Raw genomic sequence first — 17,743 nt, forward strand, 5'->3', positions numbered from 1 at the left:
GTACATTCACGACAATCCCTGTTCATTGGGAATCGGGCGAGATGAGTATCGATGGAGCAGCTATTCTGAATATGCAAGAGGGGACGGCCTGGTGGATTCTCGATTTCTATTCGAGGCGATTGGCGGACGCGAGCACTTCGAGGAGTTCAGCGCTGCCGGCAAGGCAGACGTGTACTACCCGCGTATGGGTAGCCGGATGGACCAGGCAGAGCTTGCGGAAGCCGCGCGTATTGCGACGGAGGGAAAGGACCCGTCAGCGGTAACCGCGCTGCCCGTTCCCGAACGCGATCGCATCTTGAGGAGAATGAAGGAGGTTGGCCTTTCATACCGGCAGATCGAGCGTTTGACCGGGCTGGGCCGTTATCTCATCAAGCGCGTTGTTGGATGAGTGAAGTACCAACCAGCCAAAAGGGCCGGGGGCTTTTAGTTGTTAGGGAGGTTTCATGCTCGTATTGAGAAACGAAACGGCCATCCTGGGTGATTTTATCGAAAGCGATATCGCTGACCACATCCGCTGGGAAACGGACGAGACGGAATGGAAGCTGTGGGACGCTCCTTGGGAGCATGAGGGGAAGTCCGACAAAGAGCGTGCAGTCGAGCTCGAAGGGGATATCGAGCGCATGCGCGGATGGGTTGCGCGCAACAAGGCGCTTGCCGACGACGTGCGCCGTACCAAGTTCGAGGTTTGCCTGGCGGACTCTGACAACCCGCTTCGAGCGATCCATGTGGGCAGTTGTGCGACCTATCAGCAACCAAAAGGGCCGGGGGCTTTTGGTTGGGCTCTGAGCAGGCGCGTCCCGATGCCACGGTGCCAATGCGAACGCCGTACGGATATGCCGAGCTCCTCGCGATGAGCCAAGCGAGGGCGCGTGCTGCCAGCAAGATTGCCGTCGCCCACGACCTCGCCTTCCTCGACCGCAACGAGTAAAACGCTTTCGGGTGCCTCATGCGCGCTCGGCCTCAACGGAAGAGGCAGCACATTCCGAGCCGAACGTGAGGTTATCGGTCTCTCCGCCCACGGTTTTCAAGCAGGAGAGCAGCGCCTCTGCGTCTTCACCGTGCGCTTCTCAGATAACAAGGTGATAGTCCGCCATGCGTGCTCCCCTCTTGATGTCTTTCTTGCCGCTATGATACTGCTTGAAAAAGGACGGAAACACCATGATGCTCGTTGGGCGCGGGGTGTGTATGCACGCCTTGGCATCTGGGCCAACCGGGAGGTTCCATGGATCGGATAGTCTTCTTCGACATCGACGGGACGCTTACAAGGGGAGTGACCTCGGGTGCCTATCTCGCAAATCTGCTCGGCCATGGGCACACCATGGAAGAGGCGGAGGCAGCTTGCGCGCGAGGCGAGATTACAAACGACGACGTCTGCCGGATAGACGCTGCGGGATATGTGGGACGCTCTGCCAGCGAGCTATTCGATATGCTTGAGGACATGCCACTTGTGGACGGCATCACTCAAGCTGTCGATGCGATTCATGCGGCTGGCGGTGAGGCCCATATTGCTTCACTTGCTTGGGGCATTGTGGGGGAGTACCTCTGCAAGCGCTTTCGGTTTGATGGTTATGTTGGTTCGGAGCTGGAAGTCGAGAATGGCGTATGCACGGGCGGCGTGGCGCATGCGCTTGAGGGCGAGGGAAAGTGCTCATACGCGCGTGAACTCTGTGAAAAGCGCGGCGTAGCTCTTGCGTCCTGCATGGCTATTGGCGACAGCCGTTCCGACATCCCGCTGTTCGAGCTGGTAGGCACTTCGATTGCCTTCAACGCCACCGAAGAAGCAGAGCGTGCGGCAACGAACGCCTACCGTGGGGGTAATATCGCCGAAGCGCTGGCGTGCGCCTTATAGGCAGCGAGAAAGCGTGGCCAACCAAAAGGGCCGGGGGCTTTTGGTTGCGAGGGCCTCACAAGGCCCGCACGAGGTCCGCTCGCCTACTCTCCATTTGTAGTTTCGTGGAAGAACAGGGGGAGTGTGGTACCATTACCCGCTGTACGTGAATTCTGCTTAGAAGGAGTCCTCGTGGGTCCGTTCCAGATCATCCTCTTTGGCGTGTGGGCGTTGTCCACGCTTCTGCTCATCGCGCTCGTCCTCATGCATTCAGGCAAGGGCACCGGTGTGTCGGACATGATAGCCAGCTCGCTATACAACGCCAGCACCGCCACGGGTGTCATGGAGAAGAATCTCGACAAGCTCACCGTGATTGTGGCCTGCGTCTTCGCCGCCTGCGTCGTGCTCGCCATGTTCTTCTTCCCACAGGGCATCGTCGGTCTGTAGGCCAAACGCCCATCAACCACATTGCGTGCATCGGCCCGTTCGGAGTGAATCCGGACGGGCTTTGTCATGGGGCGAGCGGGAGCCTATGCATGTCTGCATCAAGTGTTACACACTTGAAACAATACGTTGGCGAAAGATATCCATTTGAGCGTTCTTTTATGCACTAAAGTACGGTTTATCATGCAAATGCTTCGCCAAACTAAAGAAAATGTGCGCCGTTTATCGGAAACCTCATACTCCATTATGTAAAAGTGCGCTAATCTATTGGCCATCGCGCGTGACCGATCAGCCTAACGGTCTCGCGAAGAGCAAGCGGGATGCGATACGTGTTTGCACCTCCGGTCGCACCAAAGGGGTGCATATCCGGCTCCGCGTTCCGTGAACCTGCATTATAAGGAGGATGGCATGGCTGATACCAAGTTTACCCAGCCCGTGATGGGTCGTCGTACGTTTGTGGGCGGCGCCCTCGCCACGGGTGCCCTTGCTGCTCTCGCCGGTTGCGGCGGCGGTGGCGACACTGAGGGCAGCGGCACCACCGCAGCTCCCGCCGGCGACAACGTGATGGGCTTCTATCTCTCCGAGCCCGCCTACATCGACCCGTACAACGCTCAGGAGAATCAGGGCACCGCTATCGCGCGCGCCATGTTCGATGGCCTCATGACCTGGGACTGGGACACCAACTCCGCCGTGCCCGTGTGCGCCGCCGAGGCCCCGACCGTCTCCGAGGATGGTCTGGTCTACACCTTCAAGCTCAAGGAGGGCATGAAGTTCCACAACGGTGACGCCGTCGACGCCGAGTCCTTCGTCCGCGGCTGGAAGCGCGTTGCCTCCCCCAAGATGGATACCCCGTCCGACATCTGCTACCACCTCGCCCCGGTCGCCGGTTACGCCGAGTTCAACGCCGGCGATACCGAGGAGTTCACCGGCCTCAAGGCCGTGGACGAGCTGACCTTCGAGGTCACCCTTTCCGCCCCGATGGCCGACTTCCCGGCCGTGTGCTGCCATCCTGGCCTTGTGCCGGTTCCCCAGGCCGCCGTGGACGATCCGAAGTCCTTCCTCGAGCAGCCGATCGGCAACGGCCCCTTCAAGATGGACGAGCCCTGGAAGCACAACCAGTACATCAACCTCGTGAAGTTCGACGAGTATCACGGCGAGGCCCCCAAGATCGACGGCGTGTACTGCTCCATCCAGAAGGACCCGGACACCGCTTACAACGAGTTCAAGGCCGGCACCATTGACTTCGCTCAGATTCCGACGGGTCAGATCAAGGACAACGTGGACAAGTACGGCAAGTCCGAGGACGGCTACACCTCCACCCCGGGCAAGCAGTGCCTGTTGGGCGTCGAGCTCTCCACCTACTTCATGATCCCGTGCTCCCAGGATCCGGTGCTCGCCGACGTGAACGTCCGCCGCGCCCTCTCCCTGGCCATCAACCGTCAGAACATCGTGGACACCCTGTACGAGGGTTCCCGCATGCCCGCCACCTCCATCATGCCGACCGCCATTGACGACTCGGAGGAGAACGTCTGGCAGTACTGCAAGTACGATCCCGATCGCGCCAAGCAGATTCTCGAGGACGCCGGCTACACCGCAGACGCCGACGGCAAGCGCGGTCTTGAGGTTACGCTGAACTACAACGGTGACGGCGGTCACGAGGATCTCATGTCCACCATCCAGCTCGACCTTGAGGCCGTTGGTTTCACTGTCAAGCAGGACGCCGTCGAGTGGGCTACCTACCTCGACAACCTCTCCAAGGACGAGTTCTCCCTTGGCCGCCTTGGTTGGACTGCCGACTATCCGACCATGGACAACTTCCTGTATCCGAACTTCTACACGGGTGCCGACAACAACTACGAGAAGTACTCCAACCCTGAGGTCGACAAGATGATGGAAGGGGCCCGTCAGATCCAGGACGAGGAGGAGCGTAAGGCAGCTTGCCGCAAGGTCTGCGCTCTCATCGGTGAGGATATGCCGGTTATTCCGATCATGTTCTACGCTCACAACTACGTCGCCTCTGAGCGCATGAAGAACTTCAACTACGACGCTCAGACCATCCCACACTTCGAGACGGCTGAGATCGCCTAGCGACCGGGATCAAAACCCGATAGCGCATGAACAGCAGGACATCGCGCAAGCGGTGTCCTGCCTTTGTTTGGCGGGTAATGCTGCAAAGTGCGGAATCGATCGTGTATATCTACGCATAATCCCCGCAGTATTCCGTAACGGGTGACGTATAATTGCAATTTACGCTGCGACATACTGCAGCAAAGTGTAGTGTCCAAGAGACTAGGGAGGGTATCGCTGTGCTCAGGTACATCCTCAAGCGAATCCTGCAGTTCATCCCGGTCTTCCTCGGCGTCACGCTCATTCTGTTCATCATGCAGAATGTCGTGCCCGGCGATCCCATCAAGCTGATCGCCGGCGAGAAGAAGCTCGACCCGGTTACCGAGATGAACATCCGCGCCGCTCACGGCTTAATCGTGACGGACGAGAACGGCGACATCGTTTTCGACGAGAACGGTGACACCATCGAAACCCCCATGTGGGATCGTTACTTCACTTATCTGAGCGGCCTGCTCCATGGTGACCTTGGCCGTTCCTACCAGCGTGGCATCGACGTGTCGACCATGATTCTCGATGCCTATCCCTACACGGTGCAAATCGCCGTTGTCGCCATCGTCATCGAGGCAATTGTGGGTATTGGCGCCGGTATCATCTCGGCTATTAAGCGGTACTCCTTCTGGGACATCCTCGTGACCCTCACCACCTCGATGCTCGTGGCGATGCCCGCGTTCTGGCTCGGTCTGCTCCTCCAGTTGATATTTGGTATCTGGCTTAAAGACGCTACCGGCGGTGCCGTTGCGTTGCCCGTCTCGGGCGTCCCCGGTCCGCGCCCGATGTTCCCCGGCTGGATGTACTACATCCTTCCCGCCATCACGTTGGCTGCGGTATCCACCGCCTACACGGCCCGTATCATGCGTTCGCAGCTGATCGAGGTCATGAACCAGGACTACATCCGCACTGCCAAGGCCAAGGGCCTCTCCAAGCGCTCGATCATCTTCCACCACGCGCTCAAGAATGCTCTGATCCCGGTCGTCACCTATGTGGGCATGGACTTCGGTGCGATGCTCGCCGGTGCCATCCTGACCGAGACAGTCTTCAACTGGCCCGGTATCGGCCAGATGACGTACACCGCCATCACTCGCCGCGACTGGCCCATCGTCATGGGCGCCGTCACGGTCATCGTCATCGTGGTCATGATCATCAACCTGATCGTCGACGTGAGCTACGCGTTCCTCGATCCGCGTATCCGCCTTGGTAACAAGAGCGATAAGTAGGAGGCAAGAGACGTGCAGTACCCAATGAATACAATGGGCGAGCAGGTTCGCGCCGCCGCGGCCGAGGCCCATGTCGTCGCCAATGGCTCCGACAAACCCACGCGCACCCTGTGGGGTGACGCCTTCAAGCGCCTGAGGAAGAACAGGCTCGCGATGTTCGCCATCGTGTGGATCCTCATCGTCGTCGTCATCGCGGTCACCGCGGACCTGTGGGTTCCGAGCGTGCTCGGCGATCCGAACGCATCCGACACGGCCACCATGGTTATGAACTCCCGCCTTGCGCCTTCCCTCCAGCATCCTTTTGGCACCGACACCCTTGGCCGCGATGTGCTCTCCCGCGTCATCTACGGCGCGCGTATCTCGCTGACCGTCGGTATCGTCGCCACGGGCATCTCCACTGCCATCGGACTGGTCATGGGCGCACTCGCCGCATACTACGGCGGCATCTGGGATACCATCATCATGCGTCTGGCTGACATCTTCCTGGCGTTCCCCTACACGCTGTTTGTCATTGCTATGATCGCGGTCATCGGCAATGGTATTCAGAACGTGTTTATCGCCATCGGCATCCTCGGCTGGCCCTCGATCGCCCGCGTGTTCCGCTCCGCCATCCTCTCCGTTAAGGAGAGCGACTACGTGGATGCTGCCCGATCCATGGGCGCTTCCGACGCGCGCATCATCGCCCGCCATATCTTCCCCAACTCCGTTGCTTCTATCGTGGTCTATGCCACTATGAACATCGGTGGCGCCATCCTGACCGAGTCCGCCCTGTCCTTCTTGGGTCTCGGCGTCGTCCCGCCCGATCCGTCGTGGGGCACCCTCATCCAGGAGGGTCAGAAGTACCTGCAGACCGAGCCGTGGCTCATGATCATGCCCGGCATCGCCATCCTGACCACCGTGCTCGCGTTCACGCTGCTCGGCGACGGCCTGCGTGACGCTCTCGACGTGAAGATGAAGGACGCGTAAAACCATGGCTAAGAACAACGATACTTTCGTGGACCTCAAGACGCAGCCGATCCCCGAGGGCCAGCATCTGCTCGAGGTCGACGACCTGAAGATGTACTTCCACACCGAGGACGGCGTCGTGCATGCCGTTGACGGCGTGAGCTACACGCTCGATCGCGGCGAGACACTCGGCGTGGTGGGCGAATCCGGCTCCGGCAAGTCCGTGACCGCCATGACCATCATGGGCCTCATCTCCATGCCTCCCGGTAAGATTGAGGGCGGTTCCGTGACCTATCGCGGTCGCGACCTGCTCAATATGTCTGAGGAGGAGATGCAGCACGTCCGCGGCAATGACATTGCGATGATCTTCCAGGACCCCATGACCTCGCTCAACCCGGTTTACAAGATCGGTCGTCAGGTGGGGGAGGGCCTTCGTCTGCACCGCGGCTACTCCAAGCAGGAGGCGCTCAAGCGCGCCACTGAGCTGCTCGACCTCGTGGGCATCCCTGAGCCCGAGAAGCGCGTGAACGAGTATCCGCACCAGTTCTCCGGCGGCATGCGCCAGCGCGTCATGATCGCCATGGCTCTCGCCTGCGATCCCGACATCCTGATTGCCGACGAGCCCACTACGGCCCTCGATGTGACCATCCAGGCGCAGATTATCGAACTTATGCAGGAAATGCAGGAGAAGAACGGTAATGCCATCATTATGATCACCCACGACCTGGGCGTCGTCGCCGACATGGCCGACAAGATCATGGTCATGTACGCAGGCCACCCCGTGGAGTTCGGCACTGCCGACGAGATCTTTTACGAGAGCCGTCACCCCTACACCTGGGGCCTCATTCGCTCCATTCCCGAGCAGGCTACCGATGAGAAGAAGCCGCTTACGCCAATTCACGGCAATCCGCCGTCGCTCGTCAACCTGCCGCAGGGTTGCGCGTTCGCGCCTCGTTGCCCGTATGCCACGGAGCTCTGCCACAAGGAACGCCCCAAGAAGTTCGTCATGGACAACGGCCATTACTCCGAGTGTCATTACGCCGATGATGATGATGCCTTCGTGAAGAAGTTCGCACCCGACACCTCCCGCTCCCGCGGGACCATGCCGACCGCGATTCCCGATAACGTGGATGTCGCAGCTTCGAAGGGAGGCGAGGCCTAAATGGCAGACAACAATACTCCGCTGCTCAAGGTTGAGCACCTCACGAAGGAGTTCCCCACTGGCTCCGGTTTCCTGGGCGGTAGGTTCTCCAAGAAGGTCGTTTCTGCGGTGAATGACGTCTCGTTCGAGATCCGCGCTGGCGAGACCTTCGGTCTGGTGGGCGAATCCGGTTGCGGTAAGTCCACTACCGGCCGCGCCATCATGCACCTCGACCCGCCGACGTCCGGCAAGGTGTATTTTGAGGGCAAAGACATCTCCAAGATGAACAAGGCCGAGCTCAAGGATATGCGCCGCGACATGCAGTTCATCTTCCAGGATCCGTATGCATCGCTCAATCCGCGTATGACGATCGGCGAGATTGTTTCCGAGCCTATGGTCATCCATGGCATTGGTACGCCCGAGGAGCGTATGGATCGCGTTCGCGAGCTGCTCGACGTCGTTGGCCTCAATCCCGAGCACATTAACCGCTATCCGCATGAGTTCTCTGGTGGCCAGCGTCAGCGCGTCGGTATCGCCCGCTCGTTCATTCTGCGTCCGAAGCTGATCATCTGTGACGAGCCCGTTTCCGCGCTCGACGTCTCCATTCAGGCCCAGGTTCTGAACTTGCTGAAGGACCTTCAGCAGCAGTACGGTACCGCCTATCTGTTCATTGCCCACGACCTTTCCGTCGTTCAGCACATTTCCGATCGCGTCGCCGTCATGTACCTCGGTAAAATGGTCGAGCTGTCCGACTGGAAGAGTCTGTACGCCGAGCCGAACCATCCGTATACGCAGTCGCTGCTCTCCGCCGTGCCGGTCCCCGATCCGGACGTGCAGAAGAGCCGCAAGCGCATCATTCTTGCCGGTGATCCGCCGAGTCCGATCGACCCGCCGAGCGGTTGCCGTTTCCACACGCGTTGCCCGATCGCACAGGGCAGATGTGCCGAGGAAGTGCCCGAGTTCCGCGAAATCGGCGCGGGCCACTTCTGTGCTTGTCATTATGCGACGCCGTTCCCCATCAAGGAGTCGTACATCGACCTGTAGGGGTCCCGCAGCCCTCATGTTTCATATCGCGCAAGCGTCCTCGAAAGCCCGCCTTTTGGCGGGCTTTCTGCGGAATGTACGCTTGGATGTGAAGCGTGAGGGCTGTCCGTACTTAGTCGCGCGCGCGGACGAGAAAAGTCTCATGCATGAGGGGACTTTGCTGGGATGGCCACTGTTCGGTTGGGGTTATGCGGGTTTTGCTTTAGAGTGGTGGGATGAAGTGCATCTGTGCAATAGATCCGGGAAGGGGCCGAGATGATCGACAGGCGTGCATTCCTAGGCGCTGCGGCATGCGGTGTGATGGGGCTTGGACTAAGCGGGTGCAGCCAGGTTGAGGGTGGCGATGCGGGCTCAAGTGATGATGTCCCGCCCTCATGGGTGACGTGTCGTATCGGCAAGCCCTCGGCAATCGACCCCCTGCTCGTCTCCGATCGGTTTGGCCTCCAGGTGCTTCATGCGCTTTTTTGCCCCCTCACGCGCATTGTGGACGGCGTGGCGACACCCGCTGCAGCCCGCAGCGTTACCGTTTCTGATGACGCGCGCACGTTCACCTTCAGCCTTGTCGAAGGTGCGACGTTCCACAATGGTGAATCCGTCACGGCCTCTTGCTTTAAGCGGGCGTGGGAGCGTTTGGTCAAGCCGATGTCCGACGATACGGAAGAGGATCAGACACACAAGGAGAATGGTGGCGAGGGCCCTCGTAGCCGCTGGGGATCTTTGCTTTCCGTTGTCGATGGGTATGATGCCCTGTCTGGCGGCCGGGCCTCGGAATTGGTCGGTTTACGCTGTCCTGACGACCTCACGCTTACCGTGTCGCTTACCGAGCCGCAGGCAGCCTTCGCCTCGATTGTCTCGCATCCAGCTCTCGGTCCTGTTCCCGCGAGTGCGGAGGACAATCCCGTTATGTTTTCGGAACAGCCCATGGGCAATGGACCGTTCATGTTAGACCGCCCGTGGAAGGGAAAGGGCGACATTCGGCTCACGCGCTTTGACGGGTGCGCATATGGTGCGAGCTTGGTGGATGGCGTCCTGCTCGCCATTCATGACGACACCGTTGCCGCATACAACCATTTCCAGGCGGGCGTCCTCGATATCTGCGATGTGCCCGTTGATCAGTTGAAGGACGCCGAAGATGCGCGCGGCATTTCGTCGAGCGTGGGGACCATGAAACCGGGCGAGCGGTTCGTTCAGGGGCCTGAAGCTGGGTTGACGTACATGGTGTGCAACACACGTGTGGCCCCGTTCGACAACGCCGCCTTTCGCCGTGCGATTTCCTGCGGTATCGACCGCGAAGCCCTTTGCAAGAAGGTGCTCAATTACAGTGCCGCTCCCGCCATGAGCCCGGTTGCCCCATGCGTGGGCGAGACGGTGTCGTGGGAGGCGTGCGCGTTTGATGCTGACCGGGCTCTGGAGCTCATAGAGGGGCTGAGCGCGCAGGAGCGGGAGGACGAGGCCCAGCAGACCATGGGTTCTGCCGAAGAGTCAAAAGACGCCCCAGAGATGACGGCGGAGCCGCTGAATCTCGATTTCACCCTAACGTATCGCGAGGGGGGCGTGCAGGGGCGCATCGCCGACCAAATCGCGAGCGATATGTCCGACTTGGGGCTGACGGTGAAGACCGCTGCGCTGGCGACGGAAGACCTTGCCGAAAGCCTTGATAAGGGCGATTGTGCGTGCTGTCTCGTCACGTTCGATCCGACGGCTGCCACAATCGACACGGTGGTGTCCCAGTTGCTTGGCACCACGTCTGAGCGAGGCTCATGGGCGGGATACGAAGATGATGCGCTCACCGCCGCCCTCACAACCATGGCCGAGGAGCGCGACGCGACGGAGCGTACCGAGCGCGCAAGGGAGGCCCTTGTCCTTGCGTCCGAGGCGATGCCGATGATCCCCCTGGTGCATCCGGCGTATGCCAAGGTCGCATCTGATCGCGTGCAGATGGCGAATGTCTTGCCGAACGGGCTCGTCGATCTTGGTTCCGTAGAGCTCGTCTAGCCCTATATCCCCAGCGGGGAAGGGCGGATCTTTCTTACTACCAGGCCCCGTCTCTTACCTGCGTTCAGAGGGATCTTTGCAGGTACTTCTTGCAAGGAAGTCTTCTGCAGGCCCTTTCGCAAAACTTTTTTGAAAAAGGGGCTTGCGCGAATGATGAGACTCGGGGTATTATCTTCCTCGTTGCAGACGCGGTAACGCGAAAGCAAACGTCGGAGTGGCGGAATTGGCAGACGCGCTAGCTTGAGGTGCTAGTGACCACATTTCGGTCATGCGGGTTCAAGTCCCGCCTCCGACACCACGCATGTCAAACGCGAGCCCGGTTTGGGTTCGCGTTTTTGCTATATATCGCACGCGGCCGTGCGATTCGCCGGCAGCCCCCTCGCGCGTCCGCGTTATGTTGGTACGGCGGAGGTGGCGCATGGAACACATGCACAACGAGGAATTGAGCGACGTCGCCCGTTTGGTCGAGGTGACGAGTGACGCCGTCGCTATCTGTGATGCCGACGGCGCGGTACGCCATGTCAACCGCCAGTTTCTCGTCCTCCAGAAGATGAGCCGCTCCCAAGTCGTCGGCGCCGACATCAAAGACCTGCTCTACAGTTCGGGATTTGAGCGAGCCACCGGTCACAAGATGCCTTTTTCGTCCGATGGCGAAGAGAACACGCTGATGCTCAAATTGCCCGACGGCTCCTTCATCCCCGTACGCGTACGTGCGCTCGAGCTCATCGAGGCGGAGAAGGGCGACTGCCATGCGCATCGATATGTGGTCGCCATCCGCAGCCTCGAGGAGCAGTACGCCCACGATCGCAAGACGCAGCGCCTGCTTTCTGAGCTCCAAGCCGCCAATAAACGCCTCTCGGGCACGCTGTCGGTCATCATGTCCACGGTGGGCTCCAGCGATATGTCGACGTTGCTGGACACGGTGCTCAACCGCATGGCCGACACGCTCGATGCGGCGGGAACGACCATCTACTTTGCCGAGGGCGGCGGCTTCAAGCTGCGCGGTGTGAGCCGAGGCATTGCGGCCAGGTATGTACCCGATTTCATTCCCTATGGCGCGGGTGTGCCCACCCACGTCCTGCGCGAGCAACGAGCCTGCCGACTGTCGCTGGTGCCCGGAGATCCGGCAGACCCTACGGCCCCCGGTGCCTTTTATGACCTCGATGCCCGTGTGCGGCACAACGTGCGTCTGCAGGACATGCCTCCATTCAAGACCATGATTGCGGTCCCGGTGTACTTTGGAACGCAGGTTTTGGGCGTTGTTGAGCTCGGCTGGACGCGCCCGTGCAATCCGCGCATCTACGACGTCCGTGTTCTCGAGGTCATATGCGATTATCTGTCCATTGAGTTGATGGGGGTGGTGAGCAGTCTGCGCGCCGCGCGCACCTCGTCCCTCACGCGCTCGCTTAGTCGGATTCGCGAGCTTTTGTACGCGAACGGAAAGGACCCCATCGCGGCATGGACCGAGATGACAGGCGAGGTCCGTGAGCAGTTGTCTTGCCACCTTTTGCCCGTGTTACATGATGTGGAGCGCGGTGCCTACGTGATCGACTTTGACGGCGGAAGCCGCATGGACCTTCCCTGCGACGTTGAGGAAATGTTCTTCTCGGTGACGACTCCCGCCGCCCGAGTGGGCGCTCCCGCATCGGCCGACCTGCTTGGTGACGAGGCGGGTGCCCTCGCGGCGCCCGAGCCTCCCAAGCAGATTCGTTTGGCGCGCGTGGACCGCATCACCTGGGTCGGTGAGTGGCTTGAGCGTCACGGCCTTCCGTGCCAGGGCGTTTTCGTGGATATGGGTCGCGAGCAAGACGAGGGCGCATTTGTCGAAGACGACGGCCCGTTCGCCGCCGTCCTTCCGCCCCGTCGATTCTTGTTGCTGCGCGATGATTCCCAAGAACCCGTGGACGATATGGAGTTCGATTACCTGACGCATCTCGCGCATGACTTCGAGCTCATCATGGACGGGGCCGTGCAGCAGAAGAGCGAGCGTCGCATTGCCCAGACCTTGCAGGCTGGCATGCGCAACGACCTTGGGGTTGTGCCGGGCATCACCTCGGATTCGCTGTATTCCTCCGCCACGCGCCAGGCGCTCGTGGGCGGTGACTTCTACACCCTCATCCGCTTGCCCGACGATCGCGCTGTGATGATTTTGGGCGATGTGTCGGGAAAGGGCGTGGAGGCGGCGTCGATGTCCGCGCTCGTCAAGACGGCACTCACCGCATATGCCTGGGAGGGGGCGAGCCCGGCGCGTATGGCGCGGTCGCTCAACCGCATGCTCATGAGTTTCTCGCGCGTGGAGACCTTCGTGACCATGTTCATCGCAAAGCTCGATCTGCGCCATGGGCGCGCGACGTATTGCTCGGCCGGCCATCCCCCCACCATGCTCGTGAAGGCCAACGAGGCCGATGGCGTGGAGGCGGAGTTGCTGAGCGTCCAGTCGGGTGTGGTGGGCGCCTTCTCGAGTATGGTGTACGAGAACGGTACCTTCTCGTTTAACCCCGGGGACATTCTCTTTATGTACACCGACGGTGCCATCGAGGCCCGCGATGCTGAAGGCGAGTTCTTTGGCGAGGCTCGTTTGCGTGAGGTGCTGCTTCGTGCCGCTGCTGAGGGCGTTGAAGGCCTGTGCGCACAGGTTCTGGATGAGCTCGATGCGTTTACGGGTTCGGCACTCGATGACGACATCGCCCTCGTGGCGTTGAGGTTCGACCGGCGCGGCGTCTGATGTGTTTGCGTGCGTGGGTATCGGTGGACGGTGAACGGGGAACCATAGCAACATGAACGAGTGGAATGACATAGCCGTAATCGCGCCGGCGGGCGATATCGATATCGCGTCGGTACCGCGCCTGCGTGAGCAGGTCGATGCCCTCATCGAAAACGGGGTACGGCGCATTCTGGTGAACTGCCAGAATGTGAGCTTCATCGACTCGACGGGGCTGGCGTTCCTGCTCGTGCGCGCGCGGACGCTGTTCGATCGCGAAGGTCTGTTGTCTTTGGTGAACACTTCCCCGCAGGTGGTCCGCTTTCTCCAGATCGCGCGCCTGCTCGATGCATTGCATGTTTCGGCCGCGGAAAAGCCGCCTATTCCGGTGCTTGCGCCCGATGCGCCGCCCCTGTGGAGCAAGACGCTCGCCATTCGACCCGGCGTCGAGAACCTGGGCATGTACCGGCACCGCATCGCTGAGTTGCTGGGCGGCCTGCCGCTGTCGCGCGATGACTGCTTCGACACCGCTTTGGCGGCGGGCGAAGCGCTGTCGAATGCCTACGATCATGCCTGCGGTGGCAAGGGGAGTACCATGACGGTGATCGCCTACACCGACCGTGTGGTGATCGAGGTGCGTGATTGCGGGTGCGGATTTGAGATTACGGACGGCGAGGAACCTCCAGAGAGTCGAGAGCGCGGTCGCGGCATCCGACTCATGCGCATGTTGGTCGATAGCGTCGACGTGCGTCGTCGCGTCGATGCGCCTGGCACGCAGGTGCGCCTTATCAAGATGATTGCTTGATGCTCCTGCGGCGGGGGCGGGGATCGCATTCGTTGCTACTGGTTTTGTTTTGGCACATGGGTAATGACCCCTCTTGACGAGCATGGTCTGGTACGGAAAAGGGCACCCCAAAGGATGCCCTCAATCAAATCATATGGAGGCGGCTCCCGGATTCGAACCGGGGGTAAAGGCTTTGCAGGCCTCTGCCTTACCACTTGGCCACTTCGCCATATATGCAAAGGGCCGATTTAAATCGGCCCTGGCGCATACAATGGAGCGGACAACGGGGCTCGAACCCGCGACCCCAACCTTGGCAAGGTTGTGCTCTACCAACTGAGCCATGTCCGCTTGCGAGAAAGTACTATACGCAATCAGACGATAATGTGCAAGTCATTTTTCATGATTGTTTACGCTGCTGGGGTGATCCTTGGGGTCGTCTCGACAGCGACCGCCTGTCCTCACGGGCACGTCGCGACAAGTCCGCACCGGCGCCGCGGCGACGAGTTCTTGGCGCAGGGCTCGTTGGCTTGCGTGAGTCGCATGGCATCCTCCTTGAGATCGGTGCACGGTAATCTGCGTAACACCCGAGGTTAGACTGCCGTTTCAAACAATTTTAAAAAAGATGGAAAAAGTTGTTGACCGAACGCTCGTATCTGGGCTATATTAATCCCCGCGCTGATGCGCACCTGAGTTGGGCGATTAGCTCAGGGGGAGAGCACTACCTTGACACGGTAGGGGTCACAAGTTCAAATCTTGTATCGCCCACCATAAGCGGACATGGCTCAGTTGGTAGAGCACAACCTTGCCAAGGTTGGGGTCGCGGGTTCGAGCCCCGTTGTCCGCTCCATTGTATGCGCCAGGGCCGATTTAAATCGGCCCTTTGCATATATGGCGAAGTGGCCAAGTGGTAAGGCAGAGGCCTGCAAAGCCTTTACCCCCGGTTCGAATCCGGGCTTCGCCTCCATATGGTTTAAGAAGGGCATCCAACGAGGTGCCCTTTTTTCAGCATGAGTCTAATTGCAAGTTCATACGCTCAATCACAACATATAGGCTTCCTGCGGTTATGGTGAGGGTCTCTTGTTCCACTTGTCGGCGACTGGCGGAGAACTTGTGGACACCTCGGTTGCGGCTCCCGCGAGCATTTTGTCATCCATGCAGGTGGGGGACGGTGGGCTCTCTCCTAACAATTCGGGTCAATTTGCAACCTTGAATGAGAGGAAAAATTAGCACATTGCTTCTGACCTGCTAAAACACAACATATAGTGATTCCGTTTACGGATGTCACCAGATATTGATGGCAAAATGCCGTATCATACTTATGAAAGGCAATGATGAGCCTCGACCCCGCTGCCATATGCAAATGCGTGGGGCCGGGGCTTTCCTATCCCGTAAGGAAGTCACGAGCAAGCTTGGGTCGCGGAGGAGTCACATGAAGATCATCAAGCGCAGCGGTTCCGAGGTCACGTTTGACCTCCAGAAGATCATCAACGCCATCAACGGCGCCAACAGTGAGGTCAAGAGCAGTGAGCGCCTCACCGATCGTCAGGTTCGCTACGCCGCGGAAAACGTCGCCGACCGCTGCGAAGAGGCCGGCCACACGGTCTCCGTCGAGGAGATTCAGGACATGGTCGAGGATGAGCTTATGGCCCTCGACCGCTTCGAAGTCGCCCGTCGTTACATCATCTACCGTTACGTGCAGGGCCTCAAGCGCCAGAAGAACACCACCGACGACAAGATTCTGTCACTTATCGAGTGCAACAACGAGGAAGTCAAGCAGGAGAACTCCAACAAGAACCCGACCGTCAACTCGGTCCAGCGCGACTACATGGCGGGCGAGGTCTCCAAGGACCTCACGCAGCGCGTTCTGCTTCCCGCCGAGGTCGTTGAGGCCCATAACGAGGGCATCATCCACTTCCACGATTCCGACTACTTCGCCCAGCATATGCATAACTGCGACCTCGTGAACCTTGAGGACATGCTGCAGAACGGCACGGTCATTTCCGGCACGCTCATTGAGCGCCCCCACAGCTTCTCCACCGCCTGCAATATCGCCACGCAGATCATCGCCCAGGTCGCTTCCTGTCAGTACGGCGGCCAGTCCATCTCGCTCACGCACCTCGCACCGTTCGTCGAGGTCAGCCGTCAGAAGATCCGTCGTCAGGTCGAGGCGGAGCTCGTCGAGCTTGGCGTGGATGCCCCCGAGGAGAAGGTGTCCGAGGTCGTGGAGACCCGCCTGCGCGATGAGATCCGCCGTGGCGTGCAGACCATCCAGTATCAGGTGGTGACGCTGCTGACCACTAACGGACAGGCCCCCTTCATCACCGTGTTCATGTACCTCAATGAGGCCCGCAGCGAGGCCGAGAAGCGCGATCTTGCCATGATCATCGAGGAGACCCTGCGCCAGCGCTACGAGGGCGTGAAGAACGAGGCGGGCGTGTGGGTCACCCCCGCGTTCCCCAAGCTCATCTACGTCCTCGAGGAGGATAACGTCCGCGAGGGCTCCGAGTACTTCTACCTGACCCAGCTCGCGGCCAAGTGCACCGCCAAGCGCATGGTGCCCGATTACATCTCCGAGAAGAAGATGCGCGAGTTCAAGCTCTCAAAGGGTGAGACCGAGGGCAACGGCGATTGCTACACCTGCATGGGCTGCCGCAGCTTCCTCACGCCCGATCGCTCCGGCAACGGGTATGACAACGTGGCCCGCGCCAAGAACTACGAGCCCGGCAAGCCCAAGTACTATGGTCGCTTCAACCAGGGCGTCGTGACCATCAACCTGCCCGACGTCGCGCTCTCCTCGCAGGGCGACATGGACAAGTTCTGGGAAATCTTCGATGAGCGTCTGGAGCTGTGTCATCGCGCCCTGCGCTGCCGCCATGAGCGCCTTCTGGGCACCCTGTCCGACGCCGCGCCCATTTTGTGGCAGTACGGTGCTCTGGCGCGCCTGGACAAGGGCGAGAAGATCGACAAGCTGCTTTTTGGCGGCTACTCGACCATCAGCCTCGGCTATGCCGGCCTGTACGAGTGCGTGAAGTTCATGACGGGCGCCAGCCACACCGATGAGAAGGGCACGCCGTTCGCCATGGCGGTCATGCAGCGCATGAACGACAAGTGCAACGAGTGGAAGGCCGCGGAGGACATCGACTACTCCATCTACGGCACCCCGCTGGAGTCGACCACCTACAAGTTCTCCAAGTGCCTGCAGCGCCGCTTCGGCATCATCCCCGGCGTGACGGACAAGGGCTACATCACCAACAGCTACCACGTCCATGTCTCGGAGGAGATCGACGCCTTCGACAAGCTCAAGTTCGAGAGCCAGTTCCAGCGCCTGTCCCCGGGCGGCGCCATCTCCTACGTCGAGGTGCCCAACATGCAGGACAACCTCAAGGCGGTCATCCGCGTCATGCAGTACATCTACGACAACATCATGTACGCGGAGCTCAACACCAAGAGCGACTACTGCCAGGAGTGCGGCTACGACGGCGAGATCAAGATCGTCGAGGACGACGGCAAGCTGGTGTGG

General features: G+C 60.0%; 13 protein-coding genes, 6 tRNA genes and 1 pseudogene. 17 read left to right on the forward strand and 3 right to left on the reverse strand.

Annotation, left to right across the window (positions count from 1 at the left end):
- A pseudogene (locus ACT8II_RS07980) lies at nt 1–388 on the forward strand (transposase); the annotation flags it as partial.
- A 55-nt stretch (nt 389–443) separates the two neighbouring features.
- Entirely contained in the window at nt 444–854 is a 411-nt protein-coding gene (locus ACT8II_RS07985; RefSeq protein WP_317440425.1) for a hypothetical protein, read from the forward strand.
- Here the strand turns inward: ACT8II_RS07985 and ACT8II_RS07990 are convergent.
- Nucleotides 746–979 carry a GNAT family N-acetyltransferase gene (locus tag ACT8II_RS07990; protein WP_158574840.1) on the reverse strand — a complete coding sequence of 78 codons (234 nt, stop codon included), beginning with the start codon at nt 977–979 and terminating at the stop codon, nt 746–748. The two genes, ACT8II_RS07985 and ACT8II_RS07990, sit on opposite strands and share 109 nt — an antisense overlap.
- Before the next feature lie 243 nt (nt 980–1,222).
- On the opposite strand from ACT8II_RS07990, the gene ACT8II_RS07995 reads away from it, so the two are divergent.
- The 11 genes from ACT8II_RS07995 (at nt 1,223) to ACT8II_RS08045 (ending at nt 14,244) form a co-directional block, all read left to right on the forward strand.
- The gene (locus ACT8II_RS07995) at nt 1,223–1,849 is read left to right on the forward strand and encodes an HAD family hydrolase (RefSeq protein WP_294122828.1); all 627 of its coding nucleotides are present in this window, start codon (nt 1,223–1,225) and stop codon (nt 1,847–1,849) included.
- 171 nt (nt 1,850–2,020) lie between these two features.
- On the forward strand, nt 2,021–2,275 hold the full coding sequence (gene secG, locus ACT8II_RS08000) for a preprotein translocase subunit SecG (RefSeq protein WP_118653988.1): 255 nt from the start codon (nt 2,021–2,023) through the stop codon (nt 2,273–2,275).
- Between the two features lie 405 nt (nt 2,276–2,680).
- Nucleotides 2,681–4,360, forward strand: a complete 1,680-nt coding sequence (locus ACT8II_RS08005) for a peptide ABC transporter substrate-binding protein (protein ID WP_443813692.1) — start codon at nt 2,681–2,683, stop codon at nt 4,358–4,360.
- A 218-nt stretch (nt 4,361–4,578) separates the two neighbouring features.
- Nucleotides 4,579–5,613 (forward strand): ABC transporter permease, encoded by a 1,035-nt coding sequence (locus ACT8II_RS08010; RefSeq protein WP_118653986.1) that lies wholly within the window; start codon nt 4,579–4,581, stop codon nt 5,611–5,613.
- Nucleotides 5,614–5,646: 33 nt separating this feature from the next.
- The gene (locus ACT8II_RS08015; protein WP_233546203.1) at nt 5,647–6,579 is read left to right on the forward strand and encodes an ABC transporter permease; all 933 of its coding nucleotides are present in this window, start codon (nt 5,647–5,649) and stop codon (nt 6,577–6,579) included.
- Nucleotides 6,580–6,583: 4 nt separating this feature from the next.
- Complete coding sequence (locus ACT8II_RS08020) at nt 6,584–7,720, forward strand: ABC transporter ATP-binding protein (protein ID WP_443813695.1); 1,137 nt, start codon at nt 6,584–6,586, stop codon at nt 7,718–7,720.
- On the forward strand, nt 7,721–8,743 hold the full coding sequence (locus ACT8II_RS08025; protein ID WP_118653983.1) for an ABC transporter ATP-binding protein: 1,023 nt from the start codon (nt 7,721–7,723) through the stop codon (nt 8,741–8,743).
- A 255-nt stretch (nt 8,744–8,998) separates the two neighbouring features.
- Nucleotides 8,999–10,738: an ABC transporter substrate-binding protein gene (locus ACT8II_RS08030; protein ID WP_443813697.1), complete on the forward strand. Its 1,740-nt coding sequence runs from the start codon at nt 8,999–9,001 to the stop codon at nt 10,736–10,738.
- A gap of 208 nt (nt 10,739–10,946) precedes the next feature.
- Nucleotides 10,947–11,036 (forward strand) — tRNA-Leu (locus ACT8II_RS08035).
- 120 nt (nt 11,037–11,156) lie between these two features.
- Nucleotides 11,157–13,463, forward strand: coding sequence for a SpoIIE family protein phosphatase (locus ACT8II_RS08040; protein WP_443813699.1), 2,307 nt, complete (start codon nt 11,157–11,159; stop codon nt 13,461–13,463).
- A gap of 52 nt (nt 13,464–13,515) precedes the next feature.
- Nucleotides 13,516–14,244 carry an anti-sigma factor antagonist gene (locus ACT8II_RS08045; RefSeq protein WP_443813701.1) on the forward strand — a complete coding sequence of 243 codons (729 nt, stop codon included), beginning with the start codon at nt 13,516–13,518 and terminating at the stop codon, nt 14,242–14,244.
- 134 nt (nt 14,245–14,378) lie between these two features.
- On the opposite strand, the gene ACT8II_RS08050 is transcribed toward ACT8II_RS08045, so the two are convergent.
- Together ACT8II_RS08050 and ACT8II_RS08055 are read right to left on the reverse strand one after the other, a co-directional pair.
- Nucleotides 14,379–14,452: transfer RNA gene (locus tag ACT8II_RS08050), tRNA-Cys, on the reverse strand.
- 43 nt (nt 14,453–14,495) lie between these two features.
- Nucleotides 14,496–14,571: transfer RNA gene (locus tag ACT8II_RS08055), tRNA-Gly, on the reverse strand.
- A gap of 345 nt (nt 14,572–14,916) precedes the next feature.
- On the opposite strand from ACT8II_RS08055, the gene ACT8II_RS08060 reads away from it, so the two are divergent.
- From ACT8II_RS08060 to nrdD, 4 genes are all read left to right on the forward strand, one after another.
- Nucleotides 14,917–14,991, forward strand: a tRNA-Val gene (locus tag ACT8II_RS08060).
- A 3-nt stretch (nt 14,992–14,994) separates the two neighbouring features.
- Nucleotides 14,995–15,070: transfer RNA gene (locus ACT8II_RS08065), tRNA-Gly, on the forward strand.
- A 43-nt stretch (nt 15,071–15,113) separates the two neighbouring features.
- Nucleotides 15,114–15,187, forward strand: a tRNA-Cys gene (locus ACT8II_RS08070).
- Between the two features lie 465 nt (nt 15,188–15,652).
- The coding region (gene nrdD, locus ACT8II_RS08075) for an anaerobic ribonucleoside-triphosphate reductase (protein ID WP_443813702.1) at nt 15,653–17,743 on the forward strand (2,091 nt) is incomplete at its 3' end.

The organism is Collinsella sp. (assembly GCF_052346665.1).
In the GTDB taxonomy this organism is placed as follows: Bacteria; Actinomycetota; Coriobacteriia; order Coriobacteriales; family Coriobacteriaceae; genus Collinsella.

Bases quoted from the DNA above. Each gene is read 5' to 3' on its own strand.
- ACT8II_RS08040 (WP_443813699.1), top strand. From the start codon at position 11,157: ATGGAACACATGCACAACGAGGAATTGAGCGACGTCGCCCGTTTGGTC.
- ACT8II_RS07995 (WP_294122828.1), top strand. From the start codon at position 1,223: ATGGATCGGATAGTCTTCTTCGACATCGACGGGACGCTTACAAGGGGA.
- ACT8II_RS07985 (WP_317440425.1), top strand. From the start codon at position 444: ATGCTCGTATTGAGAAACGAAACGGCCATCCTGGGTGATTTTATCGAA.
- ACT8II_RS08025 (WP_118653983.1), top strand. From the start codon at position 7,721: ATGGCAGACAACAATACTCCGCTGCTCAAGGTTGAGCACCTCACGAAG.
- ACT8II_RS08020 (WP_443813695.1), top strand. From the start codon at position 6,584: ATGGCTAAGAACAACGATACTTTCGTGGACCTCAAGACGCAGCCGATC.
- ACT8II_RS08030 (WP_443813697.1), top strand. From the start codon at position 8,999: ATGATCGACAGGCGTGCATTCCTAGGCGCTGCGGCATGCGGTGTGATG.
- ACT8II_RS08005 (WP_443813692.1), top strand. From the start codon at position 2,681: ATGGCTGATACCAAGTTTACCCAGCCCGTGATGGGTCGTCGTACGTTT.
- ACT8II_RS08015 (WP_233546203.1), top strand. From the start codon at position 5,647: ATGGGCGAGCAGGTTCGCGCCGCCGCGGCCGAGGCCCATGTCGTCGCC.
- ACT8II_RS08045 (WP_443813701.1), top strand. From the start codon at position 13,516: ATGAACGAGTGGAATGACATAGCCGTAATCGCGCCGGCGGGCGATATC.